Source organism: Janthinobacterium sp. SUN211 (genome assembly GCF_030587315.1).
Taxonomy (GTDB): domain Bacteria; phylum Pseudomonadota; class Gammaproteobacteria; order Burkholderiales; family Burkholderiaceae_D; genus Janthinobacterium; species Janthinobacterium kumbetense.
In genome coordinates, this window is record NZ_JAPWIC010000004.1 from 127856 (window position 1) to 146688 (window position 18833).

The following is an 18833-nucleotide window of genomic DNA, read 5'->3' on the forward strand; positions in this document are numbered from 1 at the left end:
CTACTGCGACTGCTCTTCCCCCCTACGCCATCAGAACTTCATCGACACGCGCGCGCCAAAGGTGCGCGGCGCATTGTAGAAGGCGCCGTAAATCTGCTGCGTGGGCTGGCATGGCATGCCCACGTCCGTGCAGATTTCATTGACGTCCAGCTTGACGGCCTTGTCGGTGGCATTCTGCACGAACGCTTCCACCGTATAGGCCTTGTTCGCCGGCTGGAAGCGCAGGCTCAGGTCCAGCGTCGTATACGCTTCCTGGCGCTTGACGCCGGCATGGCCCGGCACGTCGCCGTTGAACGCGCCCGCACCGACATACGACATGGTTTCGTAGTGCACCGAGGCGCGCGGCGTGAGCTGGCCGCCGGCGACATTGAAATCATGCTCGTACTGGACGGTCGTGGAAAACTTCGGCGCATGCTTCATGGTGCTGCCGCCCACGTTCACCAATGGCGCCGTCGACCCGCAGGCCTGGCCATTCGCGCGCGCAGCATCGACGTCGCACGACATAAAATCGTCATATACAGCTTTGAGCCAGGTGGCGTTGCCCGTCAGACGGTCGACCTTTGTTGGCCGCCAGACCCATTCCGCTTCCAGGCCCTTGACGGTGGCGCCAGCCGCATTGAAGTTGGCCAGCACGCTGTTGACCACCTGCGACTCGAGCTTGTCCTTGTACTTCATCAGGAAGGCATCGAGGTTCAGGGTCAGTTCGCGGTTCAGCAGGTCCGACTTGAAGCCGATTTCATAGCTGGTCAGCTTTTCCGGCTTGGTGGTGGCGCCGCCATCGCCGATGGCCGGCGAGTGGAAACCCGTCGTCACAGAACCGAACAGCAGGATGTCCGGGCGCAGCTTGTACTCGATGCGGCCCAGCCAGGTGGCCTGGCCGTATTTCAGGTCGGCCGTGTTGTCGCCCGGCGTATTGCCGCAGCTGGCGGCCGTGATGGCGCCGCCGGGGCCGATATTGTGCGTGTTGGCCAGGCCCGTGCCGGGCGTGACCAGTTGGCGCAGCTGGTCGGCAGTAAGGACGGTGGTGCCCAGCGGCGTGTTGGCGGGCCAGTTCGGGCAAGCCCAGTTCTTGCCGCCGATATCGAATTTATGGTCTTTCGTATAGCGCGCGCCGGCCGTCAGCTTGATCTGGTCCGTCACTTGCTGGCTGACCTGGCCGAACACGGCTTTCGATTTGAGCTGGCGGTCGCCCTGGATGAAGGACATGGCCGAGGCATACTGGCCCACGGTGGGCTGCACGAAAATCACGGCGCCGTTGGCGATATCCTGCTGCACGGCCGCCTGCGAAATCTGGCTGCGGTCGATGTCGAAGCGCACCTTGTTCTTTTCATTGAACAGGAACAGGCCCGCCACCCACTGGAACGGCGCATCGTCGTCCGAGCGCGCCTGCAGCTCGTGCGAATAGCTGTCGAACTGCGCCCAGTCGGTACGGTTTTCCGACTTGAAGCCGGGGAACAGGCCCGCATCGGAATCGTTGCTGTTCTGGCGCTTGTAGCGGCTCCAGCTGCCCAGGTAAGTGAAGTCGAGCGCATCGGTCGGCTTGTAATTGAGCTTGCCCTTGTAGGTCAGGATCGACTGATCCAGGGTGCCCGGCGTGTCGATCAGGGCCGAACGCAGCTTCTCTCCCGCTTTCGGTTCGGCCGCCAGGTAGACGTTGCCCGCGCCCTGGTCGAGGAAGTAGTCGGCGATGAACGTGCCGCGCAACTGCGGCGTGAACTTCCACAGCAGGGAGGCGCGCACGCCCATCTGGTCGCCGGCGCCATACTTGGCCGTGCCCGGCATGACGTTCGAGCCGCGACGGAAGTCCACCGTGCCGTCGTGGCTATCCTTGATGGCGGCGATGCGCAGCGCCACGTCGTCGGAAAACGGGATATTGATCATGCCCTGCGTCTGCAGATGGCGCTTGTCGCCCACCGTGATGCCGGCCGAGCCCATGAACTTGGCCGTGCTCGGCGCGGCCGACACGAGGTTGACGGCACCTGCCGTCGAATTGCGGCCGTTCAGGGTGCCCTGCGGTCCGCGCGCCACCTCGACGTGCGACAGGTCATACATCAGCGCCGTGGCGCCCTGCGGACGCGGCGAATACACGCCGTCGACATAGAAGGCGACGGCCGGGTCGCCCAGCTCCGTGTGGTTGGCCGAACCGACGCCGCGCATGTAGACGTGCACGCCGCCCGAGTCGCCATGCTGCTCGACGACGAGGCTCGGCACCATGGTGGCCAGCGACGCCAGGTCCTTCACTTGATTGTTTTGCAGGGTGTCCTGGTTGAAGGCGGTGACGGCCAGCGGCGTCTCCTGCACGAAGGTATTGCGGCGCGTGGCCGTGACGACGATGCGGTCCATCTGCTCGGCGGCCGGTTTTGCCGCGTCGGTGGCTGCCGCGGTGCTGGCCGCTTCCTGGGCCATGGCGGCGCCGCTGCCCAGCAAGATGAACTGGGCGAAGGTCGCATGCGCCAGGCTGAGGGCGATGGTATTGCGTTTGAGCTGTTGCATTGTTGTTGTCTCCTGTACCGCTGGTTGAATGATGATCACATAGCTCTTTGGCTACTGCTGCACATTTTTTGGGTGTCAATCTGAAGTCATGTCGCCTCCGTGCGGGGTCAATGGGTAGCCACGGCGCGCCCGGCCGTGTCGAATAGAAAGGCATGGCCTTCTTCCGGCGCAAAGCCGATGGCGCTGCCCTGCGCCAGCGCGTGGCGCGCCTCGCCATGCAGCTTGATGGCCACCGTATGGGGGCTGGCGTCCAGCGTGGCGTGGATGATTTGCGCATCGCCCAGCTGCTCGATCAAGGTGACCGTGGCGCCGTAGCCTTCATTGCGCGGCACCAGCCGCAGGTGTTCGGGGCGTATGCCGACCAGCATGCCCGCCTCGCCACCGAGCTGGCTGGCCAGCGCGGGAACGGCGGCGCACGGCAAAAAATTCATGCGCAGCGCGCCGATGAAGCCGGCCACGAACTGGCTGGCCGGGTGGCGGTACAGCTCCAGGGGCGCGCCCACCTGCTCCAGGTGGCCGCCGTGGAAGACGGCGACCCTGTCGCCGAGGGTCATGGCTTCAACCTGGTCATGCGTGACATAGATCATGGTGGTGCCCAGTTCCTGGTGCAGCTTGGCCAGCTCGATGCGCGTCTGCACGCGCAGCGAGGCATCGAGGTTCGACAGCGGCTCGTCGAACAGGAACACCTTCGGCTGGCGCACGATGGAGCGGCCGATGGCCACGCGCTGGCGCTCGCCGCCCGACAAGGCCTTGGGTTTGCGGTCGAGCAAGTGCGTGATCTGCAAAATCTCGGCCACCTTGCCGACTGCCGCGCGCACCTCCGCTTCCTGCCTGCCCGCCAGTTTCAGGGCAAAACCCATGTTGTCGCGCGCCGTCATGTGCGGATACAGGGCGTAGCTCTGGAAGACCATGGCGATGCCCCGCTCGGCCGGCGCCACGTCGTTGGCCAGCAAGTCGCCGATGCGCAGCTGGCCCGCGCTGATATCTTCCAGGCCCGCGATCATGCGCAGCAGGGTCGACTTGCCGCAACCGGATGGTCCGACGAAGACCATGAATTCGCCGTCGTGGATATCGAGGTCCAGGCCCTTGACGATTTCCGGGCCGTCGCCGTAGGTCTTGCGGATGCCGCGCAGGGAGATGGCGGCCATGTCAGTGCTCCCCTGCCAGGGCCGGTGCGTCGGCATGCGCGGCGCGCTGGGCGGCGATGAAATCGCGGTACCACAGGGCGCTGTCCTTGAAGCTGCGCTGCTGCGTGGCGTAATCGACGTACAGCATGCCGAAGCGCTTGGCGTAGCCCGAATTCCACTCGAAGTTGTCCATCAGGCTCCAGTAGAAATAGCCGCGCACGTCGATGCCCTGCGCGATCACGGCGCGCAAGGCATCCAGGTGCAGTTGCACGTACTCGATGCGCGCCTCGTCGTGGATCTTGCCGCCGACGGGCTTGTCGGCGACGGCCATGCCGTTTTCCGTGATGTAGACGGGCGGCAGACGGTATTCGCGGTGCAGGCCCACGAGCAGCTCCGTCAAGCCTTGCGGATAGGTTTCCCAACCCATGTCGTTGACGCCAAGCTTGCATTCGGGCTTGCGCGGCGGCGTCTCGGCGCTCATGAAGGCGCGCGTGTAGTAGTTCACGCCAAGGAAATCGATAGGCTGCTTGATATCTATGAAATCGTTTTCAAAGATGGATAAAGCGGAAGCGTCGGCGTGTTTCAGGGCCAGGGCCGGGTAGCGGCCCTTGAAGATGGCGTCCATATACCACTGCACCGAGCGCGCATATTCCAGTTCGGCCAGCTCGCGGTCCTGGGCGCTGTCGGTGGCCGGCGTGGCCGTCCACTGATTGAGCACGATGCCCAGTTTCGCGGGCGGATTGACGGCGCGCATGGCTTGCATGGCCAGGCCGTGCGACAGCAGCAGATGGTGCGACACTTGCACGGCGGCGGCCGGGTCGGCCATGCCGGGCGCGAACTGGCCCGTGCCGTGGCCCAGCACGGCCGTGCACCACGGTTCGTTGTGGGTGGCGATGCTGGCGACCTTGTGGCCGAAGCGGCGCGCCACCTCGGCCGCATAGGCAGCGAAGTGGTAGCAGGTGGCGCGATTGAGCCAGCCGCCCTCGTCCTGCAAGGCTTGCGGCAAGTCCCAGTGATACAGGGTCAGGTGGGCGTCGAGGCCTTTGGCGGCCAGGGCGTCGAGCAGACGCGCGTAAAAAGCGAAACCGGCCTCGTTCCAGGCGCCGGAACCCGTGGGCTGCACGCGCGACCAGGACATGGAAAAGCGGTAGGCGTTCACGCCCAAATTGGCGATCAGCTCCACGTCCTCGGCATAGCGATGATAGTGGTCGCAGGCCACGTCGCCATTGCTGCCGTCGATGATCTTGCCATCCGTGTGGCTGAAGGTATCCCAGATGGATGGACCGCGGCCATCGATGGCGGCGGCGCCCTCGATCTGGTAGGCGCTGGTGGCCACGCCCCAGGTGAAGGTGGCGGGAAAATTGCTGTCGATGTCGTCGTTATGCATGGTGGTCATGTCAGTGTGAGTGGATTAAAGGGAGTGCTAGCCTTTGACGGCGCCCTGGGTCAAGCCCTCGATCAGACGCTTGGAGGCAACAAAAAACATCAGCAGCAGCGGCAGCACGGCAATGGCGGCGCCCGTCATCAGCGCACCCCACTCCGTGTTGTTCGGCGCCTGCATGCTGCGCAGGGCCAGCGGGATCGTATAGTTCTCAACCGAGCGCATGACGACCAGCGGCGTGATGAAATTGTTCCACGAGTTGATGAAGGTGATCAGGCCCAGGGTGCCCATGGCGGGACCGATCAGCGGCAGCACGACCCGCCAGTAAATGGCGAATTCACCGCAGCCGTCGATGCGCGCCGCCTCGATCAAATCCTTCGGAATCGCCGTGCCGATGTACTGGCGCATCAGGAAGATTCCCAGCGCGCCGGCCGCTCCCGGCACGTACAGGGCGCGCGGCTGGTCCAGCCATCCGAGGAAATCCATCAGCATGAAGGTGGGAATCATGTTCATGAAGGACGGGATGATCATCGACGCCATCACCAGCGTAAACAGGGGCCGCTTGAAGCGGAATTCGTACATGGCGAAGGCATAGCCGCCCAGCGAGCAAAAGAACAGGGTCAGCGCTGTGGTCATCAGGGCCACGTACAGGCTGATGCCGATATTGCGCCAGAACGGCAGGCGCTCCTGCAGCAGTTCCAGGTTGTTGAGCAGGGCCGTGCCGAACCAGCGTGGCGGCGGCAGGCTGTAGATCTCGGCGCTCGTGTGCGTGGCGAAGACGAACATGAAGTAGAACGGCGCGACCATGATCAGGGCGCCGATGGCCACCATGGCGTAGGCCGTCCAGCGGGTGGGTTTCATCGGACCTCCTTGCGTTCATTGCGGCTGAAGATGCGGTTGTTGACCCAGGTGGTGCTGGCGATGATGAGGAACAGCAGCCAGGAAATGGCCGACGCCGTGCCGAAGTCGCCCGAGGAAAACGCCGTCTTGTAGACAAAGATGGCAGTCGTCATCACGGACTGGCTCACGCCGCTCGATTCGGCCACCAGCACGAAAGGTTCCTCGAACAGCTGCAGATTGCCCATGATGGTCAAGGTGACAGCCAGGTAGATCATGGGGCGCAGCTGCGGCAGGGTGATGTACCAGAATTGCTGGCGTTTCGAGGCGCCGTCGATGGTGGCCGCTTCATACAAATCCTTCGGAATCACTTGCAGCGCGGACAGGTACAGCACCAGGTTCCAGCCCAGGTAGCGCCAGAAAATGACGAAGGCGACGGCCGGCTTGATGAACAGCGAGCTGCCCAGCCAGTCGATCGATTCGGCCGGGAACAGGCCGCCGACCAGCGGCAGGCTGGCGCACCATTCGATCAATACATTGATCTGCCCATAGTCGCGCGAGAACAGGGTATTGAAGACCATGGCGATGGCCACGCTGGAGGTGATGAACGGTAAAAAGTAAATGCCGATCACCAGGTTACGCGAGCGCTTGATGCTGTTGTGGATGAAGGCCGCCAGCGGAATGGCCACCAGGTGCTGCGGCACGCCCGAAGCCAGCGCCAGCCAGACCGTATTGCCCAGCGAGCGCAAGAACCACGGGTCGCTCAAGGCGTACTTGTAGTTATCCAGCCCCACCCACTGCATGGCTTCCACGCCGCTGGCCGCTTCCCACTGGTTGAACGACAAATAGATGGAAAACAGCAGCGGGAACAGGCTGAAGACGGCGAACAGGATGAAGAAAGGGCTGATGAAGATGTACGGCGCCCATTTCTTCATGTTGAAGCGTTTCCTGGCGGGCCGCGCTGCAGCGGCAGCGGGCGCGCCCTCGGTACAAGGCATGGAGGTAGTCATGCTGCTCCTAGCGCCGCGCGCGGTGGGTGATCAGGGCCTTGGCGTCGGCCAGCGCCGTCTTGATATCCTTGTTTTGCGCCAGCACGCTTTCCAGTTCCATGTTGACGATATCGCGCGCCACGGCGTCGAACTTGTCGACACGGATGACGGGAATCTTCGCCGCCGTGTCGCGCGCCAGCAAGCGCGTCTTCTGGCCGCCGAAGTACGGCTGCGGCTCGTCCATCATGGGATCCGCATAGGCAGCCCTCAGGGCGGGAAACGCGCCGATTTCCTTCAGCGAGTGCAGCTGGATATCCTTGTTGACGGTCATGAACTTGATGAATTCCCAGGCCTGGGCTTTATTCGCCGCCTTTTTCGGGATGCCGTAGAAGGAGCCGCCGTACGACGCCAGCGCGCCGGCCGGCAGGTTCGCCGCGCGCCACTGGCCTTTCGAATCGGGCGCCAGCCACTTGGCCAGGTGGCCGCTGAGCCAGGAACCCATCATCTGGCTGGCCACCTTGTCGCGTTTGAAGCCTTCGGCCCACTCGCCCGTCCAGGCCACGGTGCGCGCATCGATGCCGGCCACCCGCGCCGCCTTGGCCAGTTCGAAGGCCTTCACGAAGCGGGGCGAATCGACCAGCACCTGGCCCTTGTCGCCAAAGTAAATGCCTTCGCCATCTTTCAAATTGGCGCGGATGACGATGTCGGCCAGGTCGCTGGCACCGGCCAGCAGATAGGTGCCGGTGGCGGCCTTGAGCTTCTTGCCGGCGGCGATATACGATTCCCACGATTGCGTCAGGTCGGCCTCCTTGATGCCCGCCTTGTCCATCAGGTCCTTGCGGTAGAACAAGGTGCCCGGTCCCAGGTCGGCCGGCATGGCGCCCAGGGTGCCGCGCGAACTGGTGGCCTGCACGAAGGTGAACGGCACGAACTGGGCGCGGTACTGCCCTGCTCCGTACGGCTGCTGCAAGAGGTCTTCCATGCCCTTCGATTCGGCGAAGCTGCCGACATAGCGGAAGTCGATGGCCATCACGTCGGGCAGGCGCGCGCCGGCCGCCAGCGCCGTCGTCATCGAGTTATGGTGGTCGTCGATCTGCAGGCTGACCAGCTTGACCTTCACTTGCGGGTACAGTTTTTCCCACAGGGGCAAGGCGGTTTTCACTGCGCGGTCCAGGTCGGGGAACGAGGCGACGGTAATCGTGGCGGGGGCCAGCGTCGGCAACGGCGCCGCCGGCGGGACGGCTACGGGCGCGGCGGCCACGCCACAGGCCAGGGTCAGCGCTGCCAGCGGGGCGGCGCCAAGGATGCTTGACTTCATTATTTCATCTCCGATTATTGAGCGTCTTCTATCTTGAAAACGTTTTCACAACATGTGTCCATTTAACACCGCAAAGAAAATCAAGTCAACCGAAAAAGTTGTCATTTTTATTGAGGGGAGCCTGTCAAGCGACATGCCGCGGCGCGTGTTCCCCTATGACAGAGGCGAAAATACGGGCTGCCGTTAGCGCTGTTGTTTTTTGTGAAAACGTTTTCAAGGAAGGGTCGATAAGCAGGGCCGCCCAAGTGCGGTGGCATCATCCCACGTGCACGGCCCACAATCTGTCGGCTTTCACCCTGCGGGCCAAGCCGCCCCGCGCCCGAGCTGCTGCGCTATCAGCTATGGCCATTTATGGTAATCTTTCGATGAAAAGGTTTTCAGAGCACTGAAGGCCTGTCCTCTAGATACCCAGGAACCGCCTTGACCGATAGCGCCCACGCCGCCCCGCCTTCCACCCTGCTCGACGTCGCCCGCCAGGCCGGCGTGTCGCCCAGCACCGTTTCGCGCATCCTCAATGGCACGGCCAAGGTGTCCGACGACAAGCGCGATGCCGTGCTGGCGGCCATCGCGCACATGAAATTCGCGCCGAACCAGATGGCGCAGGGGCTGAAAAAGGGCCGCTCGATGACCATCGGCATCGTGGTGCAGGATATCTCCAGCCCCTTCTTCGATGAAAGCCTGCGCGGCGTGGACGACGGCTTGAAAGACACGGGCTATGCGTCCGTCATCGTCAGCGGCCACTGGAATGCGCAGGAGGAGGCCGACCGCATCCGTTTGCTGCTGGCGCGCAAGGTCGACGGCATCATCCTGCTGTCCGGGCGCATCTCGGACGAGAGCGTGCTCGATTTCTCGCAGCAGCGGCCCATCGTCTCGACCGGCCGCGCCCTGGCGACGAAGAGCGCCATCGGCTTCAAGCTCGACAACGAGTACGGCGCCTACCTGGCCGTGCGCCACCTGGTGGAACTGGGCCACCGGCGCATCGCCTTCGTGGCCGGCCCCGCCAACAACACGGATGCGGCCGAACGCCTGACGGGCTACCAGCGCGCGCTGCGCGAAGCGGACATACCCATCGACCCGAAGCTGATGGCGGAAGGTGATTTCCACGAGGCAAGCGGGATGCTGGCCATGAACCATTTGTTCGATACGCAGCAGCAGTTCAGCGCCGTCTTCGCCGCCAACGACCTGTCCGCCTATGGCGTGCGCCTGTGCCTGTACCGCAAGGGCATCCGCGTGCCCGACGATATCTCGCTCGTCGGCTTCGATGACTTGCCCGGCTCGTCCTACACGACGCCGCCGCTGACCACCATCCACCAGCCCCTGTACGACATCGGCCGCATCGCCACCGAAGCGCTGCTGGGGCTGATCAATGGCGAAGCCGTGCAGGCGGCCATTCCGCCTTTGGCGCTGATCGTGCGCGAGACTACGCGCCGCATCCGCTAAGGATTGCACCATGATAAACCTACTGCGCAGCCCACTCTCGGGTCGGCGTTGCTCGCTGTACTTTTTGTACAGCTGCGCTACTCAACCCGATATCGGGCTTGCTCGCTACGGTTTCTCAAGGTGCTGACGCTTCACCATATACCACTATTTTCCTGAACGAGAATCAATACGCTACCAGTATCCGCAACGCGTGCCGGAATCTGCAGCAATGGCGCATCCGCTTTACAATAGTGGCTCGTTCAGCAAGAATGCCTGCTTCAAGCAAGCTTGGCTCAACCCTCCGGCCGCAGGCTGGAAGACTCCGAACATTCACCACAAAGGGACATCACATGGAACATACTCTGCCACCACTGCCGTATGAAATGGACGCTCTGGCGCCGCATATTTCGAAAGAAACCCTGGAATACCACTATGCCAAGCATCACCAGGCGTATGTCACCAACTTGAACAACCTGATCAAGGGTACCGAGTTCGAGAATCTGTCGCTGGAAGACATCATCAAGAAATCGTCGGGCGGCATCTTCAACAATGCAGCGCAAGTATGGAACCACACCTTCTACTGGAACGGCATGAAGCCGGCCGGCGGCGGCGCGCCTGCGGGTGCCGTGGCTGACGCGATCAACGCCAAGTGGTCGTCGTTCGACAAGTTCAAGGAAGAATTCACCAAGTCGTGCGTGGGCAACTTCGGTTCGGGCTGGACCTGGCTGGTGCAAAAAGCCGACGGCTCCGTCGACATCGTCAACACCTCGAACGCAGGCTGCCCGCTGACCACCGGCGACAAGCCGCTGCTGACCTGCGACGTGTGGGAACACGCCTACTACATCGACTACCGCAACCTGCGCGCCAAGTACGTGGAAACGTTCTGGGGCCTGGTCAACTGGGACTTCGTTGCCAAGAACTTCGCGTAAGCGCGTTCCTGACAACGTAAAACGGACGCGCTTGCGGCATGTGCCGCAGTGACCCGTCTTGAAAAGAAGCCTGTGCTTGCGAGCCGGGCTTCTTTTTTTTGCCCCTGCAGAACACGCGTGCCCGCCACGCGCTGTCAAGCGAACCGGTATGGCAATCGGAATGTTATAAGATGCGCAAGAGCTGCACTCCTCCATGTGCCCTGTCCCCGTTTCCTTGCTGAAAGAAAAAAATGAAAAGATTCATGCTCGCCCTGCTGCTCTGCGCCTCCGGTTCCGCCTTCGCCAACTCGGCCTGCGACACGCCGCGCAACGACTTCGACGGCCTGTATTGCCTCAACAAGGTGTACCAGGAAGCGGACAAGGAACTCAACGCCAACTACAAGAAACTGAGCTCCCAGCTCGACGCCGGCGGCAAGCAAAAACTGAAAACGGGCCAGCTGGCGTGGATCAGCGCACGCAACCAGAACTGTTCGAAACGCGAATCCTCGGGCTTCTATGTGAACCTCGATTGCGCCACCCAGACCACCATCGAACGCGCGCAATTTTTGCAGGACCGCGTGCGCGAATGCGTGAGCGCCGGCTGCCAGAACAGCAAACTGTGAGCTGAAGCTGCGCCAGCGCAAACGCGAGCGGGCGGTAATCACCCATACTGGCCACTCGGAGGTCTTTCCGTTTATGCCATGAGCAAACTCATCGATATTTCCCTGGATCAATGGGACGCCAGCGGCAGCCCCGCGCAGCAGGCGGCGGCGCTGCAAGCCCTCGAAGATGGGCAAGTACTGCTGCTGCCCCGCCTGGGTTTCGCCCTGCACCCGGAAGAACATGGGCTGCTGAACGGCGCGGCGGGTAGCGCCAGCGGCGCCAAGAACATCAGCTGGGATCCCGCGCGCGGCGTACGCGGCCAGGGCGACGCCTGCGATGCGGCCCTGCTGGCGGCGCTGATGCAGCGCTACGCACGCCAGACGCGCAGCTTGCTGGCCGGCTTGCTGCCCAGCTACCAGGCGCATCTGCAGCAAGGCAAGGGCAGCTTTCGCCCCGTGGAAATCGCCGGCAGGGTAACGTCCTGGCGCAAGGACGATACGCGCCTGCATATCGACAGTTTCCCCTCCTCGCCCACGCAGGGCCGGCGCATCCTGCGCGTCTTCACCAACATCCATCCGCGTGACGCGCCCCGCGTGTGGAAACTGGGCCCGCCCTTCGAGCAGGTGGCGCAGCATTTTTTACCCGTCGCGCAGCGTCCGCAACCCGTGCTGGCGGCCCTGCTGCAATGGCTGCGCATCACCAAGTCGCGGCGCACGGCCTACGATCACTACATGCTGCAGCTGCACGACGGCATGAAGGCCGACCTGGCCTACCAGGCGCAGGTGGAACAGCACACGCATGCCTTCGCGCCGGGCCAGACGTGGATCATCTTCAGCGACGCCGTATCGCACGCGGCCCTGCGGGGACAACATGCGCTGGAGCAAACCTGGCTGCTGCCCGTGCGCGCCATGGCCGCCCCCGACAAGTCGCCGCTGGCCATCCTCGAGCGCCAGTTGCAACGCCCGCTGGCCTAGCCTGACCAGGCACTAGGCCCCGGCAAAGCCAGGCTCAGGCAAACCGGCTCAGGAAGGCAAACGGGCCGCCTTGAAGCGCCGCCAGGCCTTGTGCATGCGGCCATCGCTGCCCTGCGCCTGCGCGCGCGCCGCCAGGTAGCCGCGCACGAAGGCCGCGTGCTGCCGCAACCCGTCCTGGGCGGACTGGTCAGCCTGGCCAGTCTGAACATCGGGCAATTGCTGCAGCAGCCGGTCCGCCACCTGCACATCGTTGAGCCAGCCCAGTTCATCCTGCAGCACCGACAGCCGCCCCACATACGGTTGCACGGCGCGCGCGGCAAACAGCGAGGCAAAAAATTCCGTCGCATAGCGCGTCTTCTTGGCCGCGATGCGCACCCGGTGGCGCTGCAGCGGCGTGGCATGCAGCAGGCGCTTGCCGCGCTTCACCAGGCGGCGCTGGTCCTTGCGCAGGGTGGCGCGGGCAAACGGCGAGACGTGCGCATCCAGGCGCCGCACCTGGCGCGCGGAACAACTGTCGCGCCAGGCGCGCGCCTGCAGCCAGCGCTGCAAGCCCAGCATGCAAGCCGTGTAGCGCGCCGATGTGACGGCCTGGGCCGCTTGCGCATGCTTGAGGCGCGCCTGCGCGTGCGCCGCCTCCGCCAGCGCCGCCGCATCCGCCTGCGCCTCGCCATCGAGCTGCGCCAGGGTATTGCCAGCCAACACATCCCAGTCGCGCGCCTCGCCCAGCGCGCCGCCCAGCCAGTCGAGTTCGGCCTTCAAGGCCTCGGGCAGCGCCAGCAGGGACTTGAACATGCCCAGCGCCGAGCGCAGACGGCGCAGGCCCACGCGCATCTGGTGCACGCTTTCCACATCCTCGCCCGCCGCCACGCCATCCTGGTTGCCGCTGACTTGCTCCAGGCAATTGCCGGCGATGGCCAGGAACACTTGCTCCACCGACATCGCCGCGTCCAGCGCCAGGGGTTGCGCCTTGACCGCCTGCAGAGGCTGCGATGCCGCGAGGCGGTAACCGCGTTCCGCCTTGCTCATGTGGCCCAGCTGCAGCGGCACATCCTGCAGCAGGGCCAGCGCCACGTCGAACAGGCTGGCCGCTTGCCCCTGCTTCAATTCCAGTTCGATCTCGCTGACGGGCACGCTGCGGACGGCGCCATTCGCCCCATCCGTGCCGCTTTCGATGACACCCTGGTCCAGCACGCATTCGATCTCGTCGCCCTGCGGCGTGCGCAGTTGCCATACGGTGCGCTCCATGCGCGTGGTAAACACGGGCTGCAAGGCGTCGCGGACGGCGTCCTGGCGCAACAGCGCGCGGATGGGCTGCTTGCGGCCGATGGCCGAATCCAGCGCGGCGAGGTCCGGTTGCGGCCCGGAAACTTCGCCCTCCCACTCGTGGCGGCTGTGCAAGCCGCTGTTGACGGTGCCACCGGCCTTCAGGGTTTGCACCCAGCGCCCGTCCACCTGGCGCACGCGCAAGCCCGCCTGGTGGCGGCACAGCTGCAAATCGGGCGTATCGACATAGATATCGTGCATCTGCAGCAGCTGCACCTCTCCTTGTGCCTGCCGTGCCAGCAACGGGTGCGCGCGCAGGCGCGCTACATCTTGCTGCGCCAGCAACAATTTCAATTCGATTTCCATGACCGCTCCTTGCGAGACTCCTGAACGCCCATTGTAAGGCGCGTCCAGCCACATACAAGGAGCACGCGCACCGACCTTGATTTTGCGCGAAAATAGGCGCTTCATTCAACCAGGAGATGCCATGACCTACCACGCCGCCGAGAACCGCTACGACACCATGCAATACCGCACGTGCGGGCGCAGCGGGCTGAAACTGCCGCTGTTGTCCCTGGGACTGTGGCACAACTTTGGCGACAGCAACAGCCTGGCCTCGCAGCGCGACATGCTGCGCACGGCCTTCGACCTGGGCATCACGCATTTCGACCTGGCAAACAACTACGGCCCGCCGTATGGCAGCGCGGAAAGCAATTTCGGCAAGCTGCTGCGCGACGATTTCTTACCGTACCGCGATGAACTGATCATTTCCACCAAGGCAGGCTGGGACATGTGGCCGGGTCCGTACGGCCAGGGCGGCGGCTCGCGCAAATACGTGCTGGCCAGCCTGGACCAGAGCTTGCAGCGCCTGGGCCTCGACTACGTCGACATCTTTTACTCGCACCGCTACGACGCCGACACGCCGCTGGAAGAAACCATGGGCGCGCTGGCCACCGCCGTGCAGCAGGGCAAGGCGCTGTACGTGGGCCTGTCGTCGTATTCGCCGCAAAAGACGGCTGAGGCGGCCAAACTGCTGAAAGAGTGGAAAGTGCCGTGTCTGATCCACCAGCCTGCCTACAACATGCTCAACCGCTGGATCGAGGAAGACGGCTTGCTCGATACCCTGCAGCAAGAAGGCATGGGTTGCATCACGTTCACGGCGCTGGCGCAGGGCTTGCTCAGCGACAAATACCTGGACGGCGTGCCGCAGGATGCCCGCGTCAACCGCCCCGGCGGCGGCTCGCTGCTGCAAAAACACCTGAGCGCGGAAAACCTGGCCCGCGTGCGCGCGCTGAACCAGATCGCCGCGCAGCGGGGGCAAACCCTGGCGCAGATGGCGCTGGCCTGGGTGCTGCGCGATCCGCGCGTCACCTCGACCCTGATCGGCGCCAGCAGCAGCGCGCAAATCCGCGAAAACGTGGCTGCACTGCAGCAATTGTCTTTCACGGCCGACGAGCTGGCCGCCATCGACGTGCAGGCGCGCGAAGGCCATATCAATCTGTGGGAAGGTCCGTCGCGGGCCGTGTAACGCAATCACGACGGCTACAAGGGCGGCGGCAGCCAGGCCAGCAACTCCTGCGCCACCTGCCGCCGCCGTTCCGGCGTGGCAAAGGCGCCCACCGCCACATGCGTGCTGCCGCAGCTGATGCATATCAGCTGGCGCGGCCCCTCCGGCACGACGATATGCGTGCACCAGGGACGAAAGCTGCTGCGCTGGCGCCGGCCAGCACTCACCTGCTCGACGACCAGCACGCCGTCGCGCAGGGCCAGATGCTCGTAGTCGCGGGCATGGCGCAGGTAATACAGCAGGGAAATAGCCACCAAGACCAGTTCGGCAAATGAAAAGACGGGGATGTACCAGTAGCCGCGCAGCGCAAAGGCGGCGGCGATGGCGGTGGAAAACAGGCACAGCACACCATAGGCGCGCAGCAACTGGCGCACCGTCAAGGCACTGTGGCGCGTAAACAGCCATTGCGGCTGTTCCCGTGCAGTATCGCGTGGCATCTCGCCTCCCGCAACAGGAAGGGCGCCGGCGTCATCGCTGCAGCGGCGCGTCCTTCACGATATGCTTGCGCCGCTCAGGCGCCCATCCGCACCAGCGCATGGCCCACGTGCTGCCACCAGTGATCGCGCGACTTGACCTGTTTCAGGCAAGACGTGTCGATTTCCGCGGGGAAGACACGATCCTGGCACACCTTCGTTTCCAGCGCGTAACGCTGATTCTCCGCCGCCGCCAGGGCCACGACGAGCCAGAACGCCAGCGCCAGCAAGACCACCAGCGAACTCCAGGCCAGGTGATTGGTGTTACTTTTTTCGCCAAAAAACTCGCGCGGCCGCGTCTCGCGGTACATCGACATCAAGTCTTTTTCTTTCTCTTCCGACATCTGCGTTTGCATCCTCTGACATCCTATCCTGTGCCGGCCGGCTGGCCATGGCGGCGCGCACGCCGCCTTGCCTGCATTTTACGCCGATGGCGCAGGAGAGGCGGTAATTCATGGAGGCAATTCGCCACCATCACCCTGCGCCGGCTGCACGGGCGCCACGCTTTCCACATGATCGACGTCGATGTCGCCGCCAGCAGGCGCCGTATTGCGCGGCTCCACGCCGGCCCGCTCGCCCGTGCCGGCCGCGTCGCTGTCGTTCTCCAGCGCTTCCGCATCCTGGCCCGGCACGCCCTGCATGTCGCTGCCGCTGTCGGAACTGTCGCTGGGACCGAGCGCCCCCTTGCCATGGCCGCTGCCCAGGACGCGGTCAGGCGTGACGGGCAAATTGTCCGGATCGAGTGTGCTGCTGCTCATGGCGGCCTCCCGTTCATAAAAAACCAGCTTACTCCGCTGGCCTGACCTGCGGCGCACGCCTGCACGGCATTTCCGTGGGAAAAATGCGGCGGCGCACAACTATTTTCAGAAATTACTTCACAAATGTACTATTCATTGCTATAGTTAATTCAAGTAAGCATCTTCTCATCCAGAAACTGCTTCATCGGCGGCACGGCGCCCACCAGCGCCATGCCGCCGAACCGACCGGTACGTGGCGAGCCGGCCCATCCACCCAGCCATCATGCACATATTGGAGTTTTATCATGCAAGCCAAATCACTCATCGCAGCATTGTTTGCCATCACCGCCGCCACGTCGGCTTTCGCCCAAAGCGCCGCGCCTGCCGCTGCCAGCCAGCAACTCACGCGCGCTGACGTCACGGCCGAATACATCCGTGCCCGCAACGCCAGCGAAATCGCCACCAGCGAAGTCGACTACCCGAAAACGCCGGCCACCGCCGCCAGCAAAGTGACGCGCGAAGAAGTCATGGCCGAGTTCTACGCCGCCCGCAAGGCTGGCCTGATCCCGCAAACGGAAGCAGACTTTGACGTCGCGCAAACGACCAAGCACGTCGTGAAATAAGAAACCAGTCAGCCGGTTTCAGTCAGTAACACACCTCAGTTGCGGCGCAGCACTCGGGCCACTCCCGAAGCTCACCGCGGCGAGCTGTCAGCAGCACCCCCAACACGATCTTTCCCGGAGTCCCTGCATGTCCCTGCACCGCCGTTTGCTTGCCGCCAGCCTGATCCTTGCCTTGAGCGCTTGCGCCGACATGGGCCATATCGCGCCGCAATCGGCCATGCTCGACGCCAACAAGCTGCAGGCGAGCCAGGCCATGGATGCCGCCGCCAGCGCCGCCATACAATGGCCGCGCACGCAATGGTGGCAAGACTTGCACGACCCCCAATTGAACCGCCTGATGGAGCAGGCGCTGGCCGACAGCCCCACCCTGCGCGGGGCCCAGGCGCGCGTGCGCCAGGCCGAGGCGCTGGCCGGCGCGGCGGAAGACAAGACCCGCCCGCAAGCCGACGCGAATGTCTCCATCAACCGCGAACTGTATTCGCAGCACGGCAGCACGCCGGCGCCCCTGGCCGGCAATTACGCCTGGCGCAACCAGGCCACCGTCACGGCTTCGTACGACCTGGACCTGTGGGGCCGCAACCGCGCCGCCCTGTCCGCCGCCCTGGGCGACGTGCAGATGGCGTCGGCCGAATCGCAGATGGCCCGCCTGGCGCTGGAAACGGCGCTGGTGCGCACCTATATCCAGCTGTCGTATGAATTCCAGCTGCAGGACGTGATCGAACGCAGCCTGGCGCAGCGCGCCCGCATCCTCGACATCACGCGCCAGCGCAAGCAAGCCGGCATCGGCACCGATATTGATGTAGCGCAAATAGAAACCACCTTGCCCGCCGGCCGACGCCAGCTGGAACAGTCGGCCGAGTCGCTGGCCCTGCTGCGCAACCAGCTGGCGGCCCTCTCGGGCAAGGGTCCGGCGGCCGGTGCGGCGCTCACGCGGCCCGTGCTGCGCCTGGACCAGCCGCTGGCCATTCCCGCCGCCCTGCCGGCCGACCTGATCGGTCGCCGCCCCGACATCGCCGCCCAGCGCTGGAGAGTGGAAGCGGCGGCGCAGCGCATCGACGCCGCCAAGGCCGAGTTCTACCCGAACGTCAACCTGGTGGCCTTTGCCGGCTTCCAGGCCTTCGGCTTCAGCCACTTTCTCGATGCCAACTCGGACATCCGCGGCGCCTCGCCCGCGCTGAGCCTGCCCATCTTCGCCGGCGCCCGCCTGCGCGCCCAGCTGGGCAGCCAGACGGCCGTGTACGACGGCGCCGTGGAGCAATACAACGCCACCGTCATCAACGCCATGTCGGACGTGGCCAACGCCGTCACGAAGGCCCAGTCGCTGGAAAAGCAGCACCAGCTGACCGTGCAGGCGCTGGCCACGGCGCAGCGCGCGCGCGACCTGGCGGAGAAGGCCTACAAGGCGGGCATGAGCGACGCGATCAACATGCTCAACACGCAAGTGGCGCTGCTGGCGGAAGAACAGCAGCAGGCGCAAAATGGGGCGCGCGAGCTCGATCTGTACGTTTCCTTGATGAATGCACTGGGAGGCGGCATCTGAGCTTGCAATCCTGGCATTGCCCTAGCCCAACAAGATACAATCGGAACTTTATTCACACATGAAGGAATATGACATGACCGCTTTTGACGCCACCTCCAAGCGGCTGCAAAACATCCGCACGCGCATGCCAGGCTTCCCCATGGAACTGATGCGCCTGTTGCGCATGACGTACCACATTCAAAAAGGCATGAAGGACCTGACCAATGCCGCGCTGAAAAAGCACGACCTGGTCGATGCCAGCTACATGGTGCTGGCCGTGCTGTACGGCACGGACGACGAAACCTCGAACGCCTGCACCTTGGGCATGGCGTGCCATGAAAAGCCGGCCAACCTGACGCGCGTGTGCAACGACCTGGAAACGCGCGGCCTGATCCACCGCGGCACGCGCCCCGGCGACCGCCGCTCCGTGATGATCTCGCTGACCGACAAGGGCCGCGCCCTGATCGAAACGGCGCTGCCCGACGTGTACCAGGAAACCTCGGCCCTGTACGAAGGCTTCACGGACGAAGAGCTGCAAGTGCTGGACAAGCTGTACATGCGCCAGTTGCGCAACCTCAACAATCTCAACAACCAGAACTGAT

At 63.9% G+C, this 18833-nt stretch carries 18 protein-coding genes; 8 read left to right on the forward strand and 10 right to left on the reverse strand.

The window, feature by feature from the left end:
- Positions 1–30: 30 nt before the first annotated feature.
- The 6 genes from O3301_RS15385 to O3301_RS15410 all read right to left on the reverse strand — a co-directional run bounded on the left by O3301_RS15385 (position 31) and on the right by O3301_RS15410 (position 8145).
- Positions 31–2493, reverse strand: a complete 2463-nt coding sequence (locus O3301_RS15385; RefSeq protein WP_305056792.1) for a TonB-dependent receptor — start codon at positions 2491–2493, stop codon at positions 31–33.
- A gap of 107 nt (positions 2494–2600) precedes the next feature.
- A complete protein-coding gene (locus O3301_RS15390) occupies positions 2601–3641 on the reverse strand; it encodes an ABC transporter ATP-binding protein (RefSeq protein ID WP_305056793.1) in 1041 nt (346 codons plus the stop codon).
- Position 3642: 1 nt separating this feature from the next.
- Positions 3643–5016, reverse strand: coding sequence for a GH1 family beta-glucosidase (locus O3301_RS15395; RefSeq protein ID WP_305056794.1), 1374 nt, complete (start codon positions 5014–5016; stop codon positions 3643–3645).
- 27 nt (positions 5017–5043) lie between these two features.
- A complete protein-coding gene (locus tag O3301_RS15400; RefSeq protein ID WP_305056795.1) occupies positions 5044–5862 on the reverse strand; it encodes a carbohydrate ABC transporter permease in 819 nt (272 codons plus the stop codon).
- The gene (locus O3301_RS15405) at positions 5859–6848 is read right to left on the reverse strand and encodes a carbohydrate ABC transporter permease (protein WP_305056796.1); all 990 of its coding nucleotides are present in this window, start codon (positions 6846–6848) and stop codon (positions 5859–5861) included. The genes O3301_RS15400 and O3301_RS15405 overlap by 4 nt, the downstream gene beginning before the upstream one ends.
- A 7-nt stretch (positions 6849–6855) precedes the next feature.
- Positions 6856–8145 carry an extracellular solute-binding protein gene (locus tag O3301_RS15410; RefSeq protein WP_305056797.1) on the reverse strand — a complete coding sequence of 430 codons (1290 nt, stop codon included), beginning with the start codon at positions 8143–8145 and terminating at the stop codon, positions 6856–6858.
- Positions 8146–8565: 420 nt separating this feature from the next.
- On the opposite strand from O3301_RS15410, the gene O3301_RS15415 reads away from it, so the two are divergent.
- The 4 genes from O3301_RS15415 (at position 8566) to O3301_RS15430 (ending at position 12049) form a co-directional block, all read left to right on the forward strand.
- The gene (locus O3301_RS15415; RefSeq protein WP_305056798.1) at positions 8566–9585 is read left to right on the forward strand and encodes a LacI family DNA-binding transcriptional regulator; all 1020 of its coding nucleotides are present in this window, start codon (positions 8566–8568) and stop codon (positions 9583–9585) included.
- Between the two features lie 329 nt (positions 9586–9914).
- Positions 9915–10493 carry a superoxide dismutase gene (locus O3301_RS15420; RefSeq protein WP_099665109.1) on the forward strand — a complete coding sequence of 193 codons (579 nt, stop codon included), beginning with the start codon at positions 9915–9917 and terminating at the stop codon, positions 10491–10493.
- A 230-nt stretch (positions 10494–10723) separates the two neighbouring features.
- Complete coding sequence (locus tag O3301_RS15425; RefSeq protein ID WP_289913479.1) at positions 10724–11095, forward strand: lysozyme inhibitor LprI family protein; 372 nt, start codon at positions 10724–10726, stop codon at positions 11093–11095.
- 78 nt (positions 11096–11173) lie between these two features.
- On the forward strand, positions 11174–12049 hold the full coding sequence (locus tag O3301_RS15430; RefSeq protein WP_305056799.1) for a Kdo hydroxylase family protein: 876 nt from the start codon (positions 11174–11176) through the stop codon (positions 12047–12049).
- Positions 12050–12097: 48 nt separating this feature from the next.
- Here the strand turns inward: O3301_RS15430 and O3301_RS15435 are convergent, their stop codons facing one another.
- Entirely contained in the window at positions 12098–13678 is a 1581-nt protein-coding gene (locus O3301_RS15435; RefSeq protein WP_305056800.1) for a CYTH and CHAD domain-containing protein, read from the reverse strand.
- Positions 13679–13799: 121 nt separating this feature from the next.
- Here O3301_RS15435 and mgrA point away from each other — a divergent pair, with 121 nt between their 5' ends.
- On the forward strand, positions 13800–14840 hold the full coding sequence (gene mgrA, locus O3301_RS15440; RefSeq protein ID WP_305054448.1) for an L-glyceraldehyde 3-phosphate reductase: 1041 nt from the start codon (positions 13800–13802) through the stop codon (positions 14838–14840).
- A 14-nt stretch (positions 14841–14854) separates the two neighbouring features.
- Here the strand turns inward: mgrA and O3301_RS15445 are convergent, their stop codons facing one another.
- From O3301_RS15445 to O3301_RS15455, 3 genes are all read right to left on the reverse strand, one after another.
- The gene (locus tag O3301_RS15445) at positions 14855–15316 is read right to left on the reverse strand and encodes a DUF2244 domain-containing protein (RefSeq protein ID WP_305056801.1); all 462 of its coding nucleotides are present in this window, start codon (positions 15314–15316) and stop codon (positions 14855–14857) included.
- A 74-nt stretch (positions 15317–15390) separates the two neighbouring features.
- Positions 15391–15708, reverse strand: coding sequence for a hypothetical protein (locus O3301_RS15450; RefSeq protein WP_077400845.1), 318 nt, complete (start codon positions 15706–15708; stop codon positions 15391–15393).
- A 96-nt stretch (positions 15709–15804) separates the two neighbouring features.
- On the reverse strand, positions 15805–16110 hold the full coding sequence (locus O3301_RS15455) for a hypothetical protein (protein ID WP_251349976.1): 306 nt from the start codon (positions 16108–16110) through the stop codon (positions 15805–15807).
- Between the two features lie 284 nt (positions 16111–16394).
- Here O3301_RS15455 and O3301_RS15460 point away from each other — a divergent pair, with 284 nt between their 5' ends.
- The 3 genes from O3301_RS15460 (at position 16395) to O3301_RS15470 (ending at position 18832) form a co-directional block, all read left to right on the forward strand.
- Positions 16395–16712: a DUF4148 domain-containing protein gene (locus O3301_RS15460; protein ID WP_305056802.1), complete on the forward strand. Its 318-nt coding sequence runs from the start codon at positions 16395–16397 to the stop codon at positions 16710–16712.
- A 127-nt stretch (positions 16713–16839) separates the two neighbouring features.
- The gene (locus O3301_RS15465) at positions 16840–18252 is read left to right on the forward strand and encodes an efflux transporter outer membrane subunit (RefSeq protein WP_305056803.1); all 1413 of its coding nucleotides are present in this window, start codon (positions 16840–16842) and stop codon (positions 18250–18252) included.
- Between the two features lie 73 nt (positions 18253–18325).
- On the forward strand, positions 18326–18832 hold the full coding sequence (locus O3301_RS15470) for a MarR family winged helix-turn-helix transcriptional regulator (protein WP_034782299.1): 507 nt from the start codon (positions 18326–18328) through the stop codon (positions 18830–18832).
- Position 18833 lies beyond the last annotated feature (1 nt).

Coding starts and splice junctions, on each gene's coding strand:
- O3301_RS15385 (WP_305056792.1), bottom strand. CDS start 2,493: ATGCAACAGCTCAAACGCAATACCATCGCCCTCAGCCTGGCGCATGCG.
- O3301_RS15390 (WP_305056793.1), bottom strand. CDS start 3,641: ATGGCCGCCATCTCCCTGCGCGGCATCCGCAAGACCTACGGCGACGGC.
- O3301_RS15395 (WP_305056794.1), bottom strand. CDS start 5,016: ATGACCACCATGCATAACGACGACATCGACAGCAATTTTCCCGCCACC.
- O3301_RS15400 (WP_305056795.1), bottom strand. CDS start 5,862: ATGAAACCCACCCGCTGGACGGCCTACGCCATGGTGGCCATCGGCGCC.
- O3301_RS15405 (WP_305056796.1), bottom strand. CDS start 6,848: ATGACTACCTCCATGCCTTGTACCGAGGGCGCGCCCGCTGCCGCTGCA.
- O3301_RS15410 (WP_305056797.1), bottom strand. CDS start 8,145: ATGAAGTCAAGCATCCTTGGCGCCGCCCCGCTGGCAGCGCTGACCCTG.
- O3301_RS15420 (WP_099665109.1), top strand. CDS start 9,915: ATGGAACATACTCTGCCACCACTGCCGTATGAAATGGACGCTCTGGCG.
- O3301_RS15425 (WP_289913479.1), top strand. CDS start 10,724: ATGAAAAGATTCATGCTCGCCCTGCTGCTCTGCGCCTCCGGTTCCGCC.
- O3301_RS15430 (WP_305056799.1), top strand. CDS start 11,174: ATGAGCAAACTCATCGATATTTCCCTGGATCAATGGGACGCCAGCGGC.
- O3301_RS15435 (WP_305056800.1), bottom strand. CDS start 13,678: ATGGAAATCGAATTGAAATTGTTGCTGGCGCAGCAAGATGTAGCGCGC.
- mgrA (WP_305054448.1), top strand. CDS start 13,800: ATGACCTACCACGCCGCCGAGAACCGCTACGACACCATGCAATACCGC.
- O3301_RS15445 (WP_305056801.1), bottom strand. CDS start 15,316: ATGCCACGCGATACTGCACGGGAACAGCCGCAATGGCTGTTTACGCGC.
- O3301_RS15450 (WP_077400845.1), bottom strand. CDS start 15,708: ATGCAAACGCAGATGTCGGAAGAGAAAGAAAAAGACTTGATGTCGATG.
- O3301_RS15455 (WP_251349976.1), bottom strand. CDS start 16,110: ATGAGCAGCAGCACACTCGATCCGGACAATTTGCCCGTCACGCCTGAC.
- O3301_RS15460 (WP_305056802.1), top strand. CDS start 16,395: ATGCAAGCCAAATCACTCATCGCAGCATTGTTTGCCATCACCGCCGCC.
- O3301_RS15465 (WP_305056803.1), top strand. CDS start 16,840: ATGTCCCTGCACCGCCGTTTGCTTGCCGCCAGCCTGATCCTTGCCTTG.
- O3301_RS15470 (WP_034782299.1), top strand. CDS start 18,326: ATGACCGCTTTTGACGCCACCTCCAAGCGGCTGCAAAACATCCGCACG.